Below are 11928 nucleotides of genomic sequence, written 5' to 3' on the forward strand. Positions count from 1 at the left end.
CCGGCAAATCCGGAAAGATGGTTCAGATGTGAACGAAAGCGGCACCAAGCCGCTGCGCCACATCACAGGGAGGTTCGCAATGCCCCAGGATCGGGTGGCCCCTCGTCGTGGCGCCGAGCGTCCGTGGCTGTCCGCCTACCCGCAGGGAGTGCCGGCGGAGATCGACGTGGCGGCCCTCGGCACCCTCGTCGACCTGTTCGAGGACACCCTGCGGCGCCATCCCGACCGGCCGGCGGTGCAGTGCTTCGGCTCCCGCATCACCTACGGCGCTCTCGGCGAATCCGCGCGCGCAGTTGCGGCGTGGCTCGCGGCGCAGGGCTACGGCAAGGGCGACCGCATCGCGATCATGATGCCCAACGTGCCGGCCTACCCGGTGGCGATCCTTGGGGTGTTGCTCGCCGGCTGCACCGTCGTCAACGTCAACCCGCTGTACACGCCGCGCGAACTTACCGCGCAGCTCGCCGATTCCGGCGCGCGCGCCCTCTTCGTCCTCGAGAATTTCGCCCACACGGTGGAGACGTCCCTTGCCGAGGTGAGCCTGGAGCGCATCGTCGTCGCCGGGCCGGGCGACGGCCTCGGCCTCAAGGGGCGGGCCATCGGCTGGGCCAGCCGCACCCTGAAGAAAGCGGTGCCGGCCTATGCCCTGCCGCCCGAGCGGACGGTCCGGTTCGAGCAGGTCCAGCGCCTCGGCCGGACCCTGCCGCGCCCGGTCGTCGCCCTCGCCCCCGACGACCTCGCCTTCCTGCAATACACCGGCGGCACCACGGGGGTCGCCAAGGCGGCGATGCTGACTCACCGCAACATCGTCGCCAACGTCGCCCAGTGCCAGACCTGGTTCTGCATCGACGACGACGACGGCCACGAGCGGGTGATGATCACGGCCCTGCCGCTCTACCACATCTTCGCCCTGACCTGCTGTTTCTTCCTGTTCGTGAAGCTCGGCGGGTGCTGTCTGCTGATCCCGAACCCGCGCGACGCGGACGGCTTCGTGAAGACCCTCAAGGGCAACCGCTTCACCCACCTCTCCGGGGTCAACACCCTGTTCAACCTGCTGGTGAATCATCCGGGCATCGGGGCGGTGAATTTCGGCCACATCGATTTCGTCATCGCCGGCGGCATGGCGGTGCAGGCCCCCGTGGCGGCCAAGTGGAAGACCATCACCGGCACCACCATCGTCGAGGGCTACGGCCTGTCCGAGACTTCGCCCGTGGTCTGCGTGAACCCGCCGAGCCTCGTCGAATGGTCCGGCACCATCGGCTTCCCGCTTCCGTCGACGGACGTCGCCATCCGCACCGTGGACGGGCGGAGCGCCGGCCCCGGCGAGCCCGGCGAATTGTGCGTGCGCGGGCCCCAGGTCATGGCCGGCTACTGGAAGCGCCCCGACGAGACCGCGCGGGCCACCACGCCGGACGGATACTTCCGCACGGGCGACGTCGCGGTGTTCGAGCCCGACGGGCAGGTCCGCATCGTCGACCGGATGAAGGACATGATCCTGGTCTCGGGGTTCAACGTCTATCCCAACGAGATCGAGGAGGTGCTGGCCGGCCATCCCGGCGTCCTCGAATGCGCCGTGGTGGGCGCGCGCCACGACGAGACCGGCGAGATGGTGGTGGCCCACGTCGTCCGGCGAACCGACGAGACCACGCCCGATCTCCTGCGGGCCTTCGCCCGGACCCAGCTCACGGGCTACAAGGTGCCGCGCCGGGTGGTGTTCCACGAGGCCCTGCCGAAGACCAATGTCGGCAAGGTCCTGCGCCGGGCCCTGCGCGACGATCCGCCCGCTTCGTGAGATCGCGCCGCGTGTAACCAAACGGGCCGCCGGTCCGTATGGTGGGCATCGGGCGGATGCCGAGAATCGACGCCGGGCGTCGAAGTGAAGCGTTCCGGCCGGCATCTGCGAAGGAGCCTCACATGCACATCAAGCGTCCGCGCGGCTGGGAAATCCCGGAGCACCTCGCGACCCCCGAGAGCGTCTTCCTCGACCGCCGCGCCCTGCTCGGTGCCGGGGCCGGTCTGGCCGCATCGGCGCTCCTGGGCGCCCGCGGCGCACACGCCGCCGCCGAACCCGGCCTATACCCGGCGCCCCGCAACGAGGCCTACGCCCTCGACCGCGCCGTCACGGCGGAGAAGTACAGCGGCGACTACAACAACTTCTACGAATTCGGCATGTCGAAGAGCGTGCTGCCGGCGGCCAACGCCCTCAAGACCAAGCCCTGGACCATTAAGATCGACGGCCTCGTCGAGAAGCCGTTCGAGATCGGCTTCGAGGACCTCCTGCGCAAGGTGACCCTGGAGGAGCGGCTCTACCGCCACCGCTGCGTCGAGGCGTGGTCCATGGCCGTGCCGTGGACGGGGTTTCCCCTCTCGAAGCTGGTGGCGCTCGCCAAACCCGCCTCGGGTGCGAAGTACATCCAGATGCAGACCTTCCTCGACCCCGCCATGGCGCCGGGCCAGCGCTCGTTCCTGTACCCCTGGCCGTACATCGAGGGGCTGACCATGGCGGAGGCGGCCAACGACCTCGCCTTCGTGGTCACGGGCATCTACGGCAAGGCCCTGCCGAACCAGTTCGGCGCGCCGATCCGCCTCGCGGTGCCGTGGAAGTACGGCTTCAAGTCGGTGAAATCGATCACCAAGATCTCGTTCGTCGCCGAGCGGCCCAAGACCTTCTGGGAAGGCCTGCAATCGGCCGAGTACGGCTTCTGGGCCAACGTCAATCCGGCCGTCTCGCACCCACGCTGGAGCCAGGCGACGGAGCGGGTGCTGGGCACCGACCAGCGCGTGCCGACCCTGATCTACAACGGCTACGGCGAGCAGGTCGCGGGTCTCTACAAGGGCCTGGAGAAGGAACGCCTGTTCGTGTGACGGAGCCCAGGCGCGGCGCTCAGTAGATCCAGCGCTGCGCCTTGGCGACGAGGAAGTCCCGGAACGCCTGCACGCGGGCCACGGTGCGCATCTCCTCGGCGTAGACGAGGTAGCTCTCCATGTGCGGCATCTCGCTGTCGCGCATGACCTGGACGAGGCCGGTGCCGCTCTCGACGGCGTAGTCGGGCAGGATGCCGATGCCGGCGCCCGTCTCCATGGCCTGCTGCAGGGCCGTGATGTTGTTCACCGTGAAGTGGATCGGCCGGCGCTCCTGGCCCTCGCGCCCGACGGTGGCGAGCCAGTGAGTGGCGAGCAGGTAGGACGGCTCGTTGCCGCCGAACGAGATCAGCCGGTGGTTGTCGAGGTCGGCGATACTCTTGGGCTCGCCGAAGCGCTTGACGTAGTCGGCCGCCGCGTAGGCGTGGTAATGCACCGTGAACAGCCGCCGCTGGATCAGGTCGGGCTGGGCCGGCCGCCGCATGCGGATCGCGACGTCGGCCTCCCGCATGGCGAGGTCGAGTTCCTCATTGGTGAGGATCATCTCGACGCGGACGTCGGGGTAGAGGTCGAGGAACTCGGCCACGCGCTGAGCGAGCCACGAGGTGCCGAGCCCCACGGTGGTGGTCACCTTGAGGTCGCCGGACGGGCGCTCGCTGGTTTCGACGAGGCGCGCGCGGGTGTTCTCCAGGCGCAGCTTCATGTCCCGCGCGGCGCGGAACAGCAGGTCGCCCTGCTCGGTGAGGATCAGCCCCCTGGCGTGGCGGTGGAACAAAGGTGCCTTCAACTCGCGCTCGAGGGCGCTGATCTGGCGGCTGACGGCCGATTGGCTCAGGCCGATGTCGTCGCCGGCGCGCGTGAAGCTGCCGGCCTCGGCGACGTTGAGGAAGATGCGGATCTTGTCCCAGTCCACGGCGTCCACTCCCGTACGCACCCCGGTGCCGTCCCGTTCGCCGTTGCCGGCCCGGACCCTGACACGCGCCGCACGGATGCCCACGGATCACAGTGTGGGTCGTCCATGCGAGAAGCGCCGACGGCCCATGCCGTCAGCGCTCAGGTTAGGACTTCGATCTTGCGATTGTGTTGCGGCCTGGCGCAAGCCGCGGCGGACAAAAATCGCTATTCCGCCGCAGCTTGCTGTGGGGTCTCGCCGACTTCGAGGGCGGCGATGAACTTTTCGGCGTCGAGGGCCGCCATGCAGCCCATGCCGGCCGCCGTGATCGCCTGGCGGTAGATGTCGTCGGTGACGTCGCCGGCGGCATAGACGCCGGGAATCGCCGTGTGGGTCGTCCCCGGCTTGGTCTCGATGTAGCCGCCGTCGCGCATGGCGAGCTGACCCTCGAAGATCGCCGTTGCGGGCTGGTGCCCGATGGCGATGAACACGCCGTCGGTCTTGCGTTCGACGATCTCGCCCGAGCGCACGTCCTTGAGGCGCAGGTGCGTCACCGACGGGGGCTTCTGCGTGCCGCAGACTTCCTCGACGGCGTGGTGCCACAGCACCTCGACGTTGGGATGCTTGAACAGGCGCTCCTGCAGGATGCGCTCGGCCCGGAACTCGCCCCTGCGGTGGACCACCGTCACCTTGGAGGCGAGGTTGGCGAGATAGAGCGCCTCCTCCACGGCGGTGTTGCCGCCGCCGACCACCACGACCTCCTTGCCCCGGAAGAAGAAGCCGTCGCAGGTGGCGCAGGCCGAGACGCCGAAGCCCTGGAACGCCGCTTCGGAGGGCAGGCCGAGCCACTTCGCCTGGGCGCCCGTGGCGATGACGAGGGCGTCGCACGAGTAGGTCTCGCCGGAATCGGCTTCCAGCCGGAACGGCCGGACCTTGAGATCGACCTTGGTGATGTACTCGGACACGATTCTGGTGCCGACATGCTCGGCCTGGGCGCGCATCTGCTCCATGAGCCACGGCCCCTGGATCGCTTGCGCGAAGCCCGGATAGTTCTCCACATCCGTGGTGATCATGAGCTGGCCGCCGGGCTGGAAGCCGGAGATCATCAGGGGCTCGACCATGGCGCGGGCGGCGTAGATGGCGGCGGTGTAGCCGGCCGGCCCCGAGCCGATGATGACGAGCTTGGAATGGGTGTGCGCCATCGGATTCGTCTCCTTCAGGATGGGTCGGCGGAGGCCAGGCGCGCGACATGCGCATCGTAGGCCCGCGCCATCGCCTGCGCGATGGCCGGCGTCGCGTCGAGGGGTTCGTAGCGCAAGGTCTCCAAACGACCGATGAAGGGCTTCAACGCGCCCGCCATGGCGAGGCCCGCGAACAGCCGCCTGTGACGGATATAGGTCTTCGGCAGGTCGAACAGGAGGACCGGGGCGCCCGTGCTCACGGCCTCGCCGACCATGTTCGCCGAATCCGACGTGACCACGATGGACTCGGCGAGCGCCAGCATGGCGACGTAGGGGTTCTCGCCCGTCCCGTCCCAGAAGAACCCGCCCTTGGCCGCGACCAGGGCCTCGAGGGCGTCGCGCAGGTCCGGCGGGGTGCGGCGCGAGACCGTCAACATCAGCGAGCAGCCGCCCTCCGAGAGCTTGGTCAGATCGCGCACGAGGCGGCGCATGTCGGCGTTGCGGTAGGTGAGATGCCGGCTGTCGCCGCCGATGAGCACGGCGATGCGCGGCCAGGGCAGGCCGGCGAGGCGCGGATCGGGCCGGGCGCGCGCGGCGGCGAGGCGCTTGGCGGACACCTGATGCGGCGCGGTGAGGGTGGTGAAGACGTTCTCCCCCCGCAGGTCGTCGTAATCCGGCACCCAAACGAAGTTGGCGGTCTGCGGTCCCGTGCGCGGGTCCTTGAGGAACGCCGTGAAGGTTCGTCCCCCCGAGGCTTCGCGGACGGCCCGCAGGTACGGTACCGACCGCCGACCCGAGGCGACGAGGATGTCGGGCAGCGGCCCCGACAGGGCGCCGCGCGCCCGGCCCGGCCGATCGCCCGGGTCCACCGGCCCCCACGGCGCCATCCAGCCGAAGGGCGGGCGCGGCGTGATGCGCCGGGTCTCGAAGGCGAGGCCGAGGGTCTCGGCGAGGCCGAGGCACTGGTTCTCGTCGCCGGCCTTGCCGTCGGTGACGATCCAGGTCCTAGCCTGGGCGATCTCGCGCGGAGGGGAGGGGGTCGTTGCCGGACGGCCGGACGGTGCATGCATCCGGGACGCTTTCGCCATCGGCGCCGCCACGTCAATCCCGCCGGTCGGTTCGCCCGACGATCACTGCGACGGCAGGGCCCGCCGAAGCCAGCCGGCGTAATGCGCCGCGATGGCGGTCACCCGCCGACGCTCCGATTCGGGATCGTACCAGGCCCCGCCGGAACTCGCCGAGACGACGGACAGCTGGGGATGCCGGGCCAGCACCTCGCCACGGCGACCGACGAGGAGGGCCTCCCCGTCGAGATAGTCGGAATCCATGCTGCCGCCGAAGCCGCTCCGGCCCTGGTTGCCGACATAGGGATTCATCGACAGGCTGCGCAGGCGCACCACCAGGGTCGGGCCGCGCCCACCGGAAACATCGGCGAACTCGGCACGCAGGGCCTGGGTGAGATCGTCCTGAAGCGCCCGGGCGCGGGGTCCGTCCCCCTGGGCAAGGAGGGGTCCGACATCGACGCGGATGCCGGACAGCCGCTCGCCCCCGAGGCTCGGCAGACCCTGGGCCGAAGCCGGGGCGGCGAGGGAGAGGAGGCCGAGAAGGCCTCCCGTCCCGGCCCAGCGCAACAGGCGGCGCACGACGACGCTCAGGCGCCGTACTGGACGGCGACGACCTCGTAGGACTTGCCGCCGCCGGGCGTCGTCACTTCGACGGTGTCGCCCACACCTTTGCCGATGAGGGCGCGGGCAATGGGTGAGGTGATGGACACGAGGCCCGAGCGCACGTCGGCCTCTGGCTCGCCGACGAGCTGGTAGGTCTTTTCTTCCTCGGTGTCCTCGTCGACGAGCTTCACCGTGGCGCCGAACTTGATCTTGGTCCCGGAGAGCTTGGTGACGTCGATCACCTCGGCGCGCGCGATCATGCTCTCGAGTTCCATGACGCGGCCCTCGTTGTGGGACTGCGCTTCCTTGGCGGCATGGTACTCGGCGTTCTCCGACAGGTCGCCGAGGGCTCGTGCCTCGGAGATCGCCTGGATGATGCGCTGGCGCTCCACCTGCTGGCGGTGCTTCAACTCCTGCTCCAGCGCCGCGTAGCCGCGCACCGTCATCGGAACCTTGTCTATGGTCATCGTCTCGCGCCACAATGAAGAGGCCCGAAGGGAGCGCGATCGCTCCCCCCGGGCCAGAATAAGATCGTCCAGAACCTAATGCGTCGCGGCCGTGACGCAAGTCACCCGCAACGCGATGATTCAGGCCGCGAAGTATTCCTGCAAAGCGCGGACTTGGAGATCGCCTTCCAGATAGGCCTTGATCCCCTCGGCCGCCGCCATCGCACCCGCGAGAGTGGTGTAGTACGGCACTTTATGCAAGAGGGCCGCGCGGCGGAGCGAGCGGGAGTCGGAGAGCGCACCCGCCCCCTCGGTGGTGTTGAACACGAGCTGGATGTCGCCGTTCTTGATGGAATCGACCACGTGCGGCCGGCCTTCCAAAACCTTGTTCACCCGCTCCGTCTGCACGCCCTGTTCCGTGAGATAGCGCTGGGTGCCGCTGGTGGCGATGATGGTGAAGCCGAGTTCCGCGAGCAGGCGAATCGCCGGCAGGATCCGGGCCTTGTCGGCATCGCGCACGGAGACGAACACCGCCCCGCCCTTCGGCACCTGGGTGCCTGAGCCGAGCTGGCTTTTCGCGAAGGCGACGCCGAAGCTCGAATCGAGGCCGATGACCTCGCCGGTGGAGCGCATCTCGGGGCCGAGCAGCACGTCGACGCCGGGGAAGCGCGCGAACGGGAACACCGCTTCCTTGACGGCGATGTGATCGAGCACCTTCGCCTTGAGGCCGAAGCTCGCGAGCGGCTCGCCGGCCATGACGCGGGCGGCGATCTTGGCGATGGGCTCGCCGATCACCTTCGCCACGAACGGCACCGTGCGCGAGGCGCGGGGGTTCACCTCCAGCACGTAGATGGCGCCGTCCTTGATGGCGTACTGCACGTTCATCAGGCCGCCGACCCGCAGAGCCAGAGCCATGGCCTTCGTCTGGCGCTCCAGCTCGGCGATGGTCTCGGGCGAGAGCGAGCGCGACGGCAGCGAGCAGGCCGAATCGCCCGAATGGATGCCCGCCTCCTCGATGTGCTCCATGATGCCGGCAATGAACACGTCCGTGCCGTCGCAGATGGCATCGACGTCGATCTCGGTGGCGTCCGACAGGTAGCGGTCGAACAGGAGCGGGTTCTTGCCCAGCACCGTGTTGATCTGCCCCGTCTTGTCGTTGGGGTAGCGCGCCTTGACGTCGGAGGGGATCAGGCTCGGCAGGGTGTCGAGGAGATAATCCGCGAACTGGGTCTCGTCGCGGATGATCGCCATGGCACGCCCGCCGAGCACGTAGCTCGGCCGCACCACGAAGGGCAGGCCGAGATCGGCGGCGATCAGGCGGCTTTGCTCGACCGAATAGGCGATGCCGTTCTTAGGCTGCTTCATCCCGAGCTTGTCGAGGAGGCGCTTGAACTGGTCGCGGTCCTCGGCGAGGTCGATGGCGTCGGGCGAAGTGCCGAGGATCGGCACCCCGGCGGCCTCCAGGGCGCGGGCGAGCTTGAGCGGGGTCTGGCCGCCGAACTGCACGATGACGCCGTGGAGCGTCCCGGCCTGACGCTCGGTCTCGATGATCTCGAGCACGTCCTCCTCGGTCAGGGGCTCGAAGTAGAGCCGGTCGGAGGTGTCGTAATCCGTCGAGACCGTCTCGGGGTTGCAGTTGACCATGATGGTCTCGTAGCCGGCCTGGGTCAGCGCGAAGCAGGCGTGACAGCAGCAATAGTCGAACTCGATGCCCTGGCCGATGCGGTTCGGGCCACCGCCGAGGATGATGACCTTCTTGGCCTCCGTCGGCTGGGCCTCGTCGACGACCGTCCCGGCGAAGGGCGCGACATAGGTCGAGTACATGTAGGCAGTGGGCGCCTTAAACTCGGCCGCGCAAGTGTCGATGCGCTTGAACACCGGGCGGACGCCCAGCGCCCGGCGGTTCCTGCGCACCGACTCCTCGTCGGTCTTCGCCAGCACGGCGAGGCGCGCGTCGGAGAAGCCGGCGGCCTTGAGCTGGCGCAGCGCTCTGGGCGTCGTCGGGATGCCGTGCGCCTTGACCCGGTTCTCGAGGTCGATGATCGCCTGGAGTTGCTCCAGGAACCACGGATCGATCTTGCACGAGGCGTGGACCTCCGCGTGGCTGACGCCGAGGCGAAGGGCCTGGCCGACCTTGAGGAGCCGGTCCGGGGTCGGGGTGCCCAACGCCGCCTTGATGGCGTTGTGGTCGTCGCCCTTGCCGAGGCCTTCGATCTCGATCTCGTCGAGGCCGGTGAGGCCGGTCTCGAGGGAGCGCAGAGCCTTCTGCAGGGATTCGGCGAAGCACCGGCCGATGGCCATGGCCTCGCCCACCGACTTCATGGCGGTGGTGAGCGTCGGCTCGGCGCCGGGGAACTTCTCGAAGGCGAAGCGCGGAATCTTGGTGACGACGTAGTCGATGGTCGGCTCGAACGAAGCCGGGGTCGCCCCGCCCGTGATGTCGTTTGCGATCTCGTCGAGGGTGTAGCCGACGGCGAGCTTGGCCGCGACCTTGGCGATGGGAAAGCCCGTGGCCTTCGACGCGAGCGCCGATGAGCGCGAGACGCGCGGGTTCATCTCGATGACGATCATCCGGCCGGTGGCCGGGTCGATGGCGAACTGGACGTTGGAGCCGCCGGTCTCGACGCCGATCTCGCGAAGCACCGCGAGCGACGCGTCGCGCATCACCTGATATTCCTTGTCGGTCAGCGTGAGCGCCGGCGCGACGGTGATGGAATCGCCCGTGTGGACGCCCATCGGGTCGATGTTCTCGATGGAGCAGACGATGATGCAGTTGTCGTTCCTGTCGCGGACGACCTCCATCTCGTACTCCTTCCAGCCGAGCACGCTCTCCTCGATCAGGACCTCGTTTGTGGGCGAGGCATCGATGCCGCGCTCGACGATGTCGAGGAACTCCTCCCGGTTGTAGGCGATGCCGCCACCCGTGCCGCCCATGGTGAAGGACGGCCGGATGATCGCCGGCAGGCCGACATCGGCGAGCGCGATGAGCGCTTGCCCAATGGCGTGCTCGCCGTAGCGCTTGCGCCGGTCGGATTCGCCCCGGTGCCAGGTCTTTTCGAACGCGGCCAGCGCGGGCGCGCGGGCGTCGCCCTCGGTGGCGGTCTCGATCCGGGCGATCTCGGCGAGGTACTTCTCGCGGTCGACCTTCTTGGCCGCCGACGCGTTGGCCACCGCCGATTTCGGCGTCTCCAGGCCGATCTTGGTCATGGCGTCGCGAAACAGCTGGCGGTCCTCGGCCTTGTCGATGGCCTCGGCGGTGGCGCCGATCATCTGGACGTCGAACTTTTCGAGGATGCCCATCTTCTTGAGGGACAGGGCGCAGTTCAGCGCGGTCTGGCCGCCCATGGTCGGCAGCAGGGCAAAGCCCCCCGGCACCACGTGACGCTCCTTCTCGATGATCTTGGCGACGATCTCCGGGGTGATCGGCTCGACATAGGTGGCGTCGGCCATGTCCGGGTCGGTCATGATCGTGGCCGGGTTCGAATTGACCAGCACGATCCGGTAGCCCTCCTCGCGGAGCGCCTTGCAGGCCTGGGTGCCGGAATAGTCGAACTCGCACGCCTGTCCGATGACGATCGGGCCCGCACCGATGATGAGGATCGTGGAGAGATCGGTGCGTTTCGGCATCGGGGGCCCTGGCTTGCGGGCACGCGCCCAGGCACACGCGGCGCCACCATCGGGGGCTGCCGTGTGCGGGCGCGAGCGGCGTGGATTGTCGTTAGGCTTCGCGTCTACACGCCGCCGCCCGGTTTTGGAAGGGCGGAGCGGTGGGCGCCGTCAGCCATACGCAGGAACCATGCCCACCGCCGACCCCCAAGATCTTCTTACGAATAGAGCTGTTCGAATTCGGAAGTATAGGACGATTTACCCGACATTGTGCGTTGCTATATTTGCGCAAGATCAATGAAACGCGTCGATACCCTTCAGAATCATTCGAGGAAACGCATGACGAAGCTCACCCTGCTCGCCGGAACGGTCACCCTGTGCGCGACCCTCGGCACGGCCGCGATGGCGGCCGAGTTCACGGTCAAGACCCTCGACAGCGGCGCGGACGGCATGATGGTGTTCGAGCCCACCCTGGTGAAGCTGGCGGCGGGCGACAGCATCCGCTTCACCCCAACGGACAAGGGGCACAACGCCGAGCTGATCAAGGGCATGGCGCCCGAGGGCGCGGCGACGTTCAAGACCGTGGTCGGCAAGGACGAGGAGGTGGTGACCTTCGACAAGCCGGGCGTCTACGGCATCAAGTGCGCGCCGCACTAGATCATGGGGATGATCGGCCTGGTGGAGGTGGGGGACCAGCCGGCGAACCTCGACGCCGCCAAGGCCGTTCCGCATGGCAAAATCGCCACGAAGCGGTTCGAGCCGCTGTTCGCGAAGGTGCAATAGGCACGCTCGCGGGCCGGAGGTGATCGTCCGCCTCCGGTCGGTTCGCTGAACTCAAAGGCCGGCGTAGAGGGCGGCCACAGCCCGGTCGATGGACAGGGTGAACACCCCGAAGGCCACGACGGCGGCGGCGGCGAATTCCAGGGCGGCGCTGGATAGCGTCTGGCTGCGGCGCAGGAGTTCGCGGCCGAAGAACAGGCTCACCCAGGCGATGGTGAGAACCGCCGGCAGGACGAATAGGAAGGACAGGGTGCTCTCGACGCGGTCGAGCCCGGCGGCGGGGTCGATGAGGGCCCGGATGTTGCGCACCCACGGCGCGTAGCAGGCCGCGTACAGGGTGGTCATCCAGGACAGGCCGACACCGACGCCGAGATGGAAAGTGAAGAGGCGATGCAGGCGCGAGAAGTCGTCGCGCGCGTCGTCGAAGGTCATGTGGAGATCCCCGCCATCGGTCCGGTTCGGGCCCGCGCGACGAAGCTTCGAGCGTCGTCCTTAGC

Annotated in this window: 9 protein-coding genes and 1 pseudogene; 3 read left to right on the forward strand and 7 right to left on the reverse strand. The window is 68.4% G+C overall.

From position 1 onward, the window contains the following. Positions 1 to 79 precede the first annotated feature (79 nt). Both ASF25_RS21485 and msrP read left to right on the forward strand, forming a co-directional pair. On the forward strand, positions 80 to 1789 hold the full coding sequence (locus ASF25_RS21485) for an AMP-binding protein (RefSeq protein WP_244473132.1): 1710 nt from the start codon (positions 80 to 82) through the stop codon (positions 1787 to 1789). 122 nt (positions 1790 to 1911) lie between these two features. Then, positions 1912 to 2862, forward strand: coding sequence for a protein-methionine-sulfoxide reductase catalytic subunit MsrP (msrP, locus tag ASF25_RS21490; RefSeq protein WP_056174521.1), 951 nt, complete (start codon positions 1912 to 1914; stop codon positions 2860 to 2862). A 19-nt stretch (positions 2863 to 2881) separates the two neighbouring features. Here the strand turns inward: msrP and ASF25_RS21495 are convergent, their stop codons facing one another. The 6 genes from ASF25_RS21495 to carB all read right to left on the reverse strand — a co-directional run bounded on the left by ASF25_RS21495 (position 2882) and on the right by carB (position 10672). Beyond that, positions 2882 to 3772, reverse strand: coding sequence for a LysR family transcriptional regulator (locus tag ASF25_RS21495; protein WP_056175021.1), 891 nt, complete (start codon positions 3770 to 3772; stop codon positions 2882 to 2884). 206 nt (positions 3773 to 3978) lie between these two features. After that, on the reverse strand, positions 3979 to 4953 hold the full coding sequence (gene trxB, locus ASF25_RS21500; protein WP_056174523.1) for a thioredoxin-disulfide reductase: 975 nt from the start codon (positions 4951 to 4953) through the stop codon (positions 3979 to 3981). Positions 4954 to 4967: 14 nt separating this feature from the next. Continuing rightward, on the reverse strand, positions 4968 to 6002 hold the full coding sequence (locus tag ASF25_RS21505) for a mitochondrial fission ELM1 family protein (protein WP_056174525.1): 1035 nt from the start codon (positions 6000 to 6002) through the stop codon (positions 4968 to 4970). A gap of 60 nt (positions 6003 to 6062) precedes the next feature. Continuing rightward, positions 6063 to 6575, reverse strand: a complete 513-nt coding sequence (locus ASF25_RS21510) for a hypothetical protein (protein ID WP_244473133.1) — start codon at positions 6573 to 6575, stop codon at positions 6063 to 6065. A gap of 8 nt (positions 6576 to 6583) precedes the next feature. Further along, positions 6584 to 7060 (reverse strand): transcription elongation factor GreA, encoded by a 477-nt coding sequence (gene greA / locus ASF25_RS21515; protein WP_187272944.1) that lies wholly within the window; start codon positions 7058 to 7060, stop codon positions 6584 to 6586. Between the two features lie 126 nt (positions 7061 to 7186). After that, on the reverse strand, positions 7187 to 10672 hold the full coding sequence (gene carB, locus ASF25_RS21520; RefSeq protein ID WP_056306733.1) for a carbamoyl-phosphate synthase large subunit: 3486 nt from the start codon (positions 10670 to 10672) through the stop codon (positions 7187 to 7189). A gap of 381 nt (positions 10673 to 11053) precedes the next feature. On the opposite strand from carB, the pseudogene ASF25_RS21525 reads away from it, so the two are divergent. Beyond that, positions 11054 to 11434 (forward strand): annotated as a pseudogene (locus ASF25_RS21525) (pseudoazurin). Positions 11435 to 11485: 51 nt separating this feature from the next. Here ASF25_RS21525 and ASF25_RS21530 read toward each other — a convergent pair. Continuing rightward, a complete protein-coding gene (locus tag ASF25_RS21530) occupies positions 11486 to 11863 on the reverse strand; it encodes a hypothetical protein (RefSeq protein ID WP_056174531.1) in 378 nt (125 codons plus the stop codon). Between the last annotated feature and the right edge of the window lie 65 nt (positions 11864 to 11928).

Source organism: Methylobacterium sp. Leaf100 (assembly GCF_001422845.1).
Taxonomy (GTDB): Bacteria; Pseudomonadota; Alphaproteobacteria; order Rhizobiales; family Beijerinckiaceae; genus Methylobacterium.

What these genes read in the sequence shown, in the direction of transcription:
- ASF25_RS21485 (WP_244473132.1), top strand. Translation starts at nt 80, where the DNA reads ATGCCCCAGGATCGGGTGGCCCCTCGTCGTGGCGCCGAGCGTCCGTGG.
- msrP (WP_056174521.1), top strand. Translation starts at nt 1,912, where the DNA reads ATGCACATCAAGCGTCCGCGCGGCTGGGAAATCCCGGAGCACCTCGCG.
- trxB (WP_056174523.1), bottom strand. Translation starts at nt 4,953, where the DNA reads ATGGCGCACACCCATTCCAAGCTCGTCATCATCGGCTCGGGGCCGGCC.
- ASF25_RS21505 (WP_056174525.1), bottom strand. Translation starts at nt 6,002, where the DNA reads ATGCATGCACCGTCCGGCCGTCCGGCAACGACCCCCTCCCCTCCGCGC.
- carB (WP_056306733.1), bottom strand. Translation starts at nt 10,672, where the DNA reads ATGCCGAAACGCACCGATCTCTCCACGATCCTCATCATCGGTGCGGGC.
- ASF25_RS21530 (WP_056174531.1), bottom strand. Translation starts at nt 11,863, where the DNA reads ATGACCTTCGACGACGCGCGCGACGACTTCTCGCGCCTGCATCGCCTC.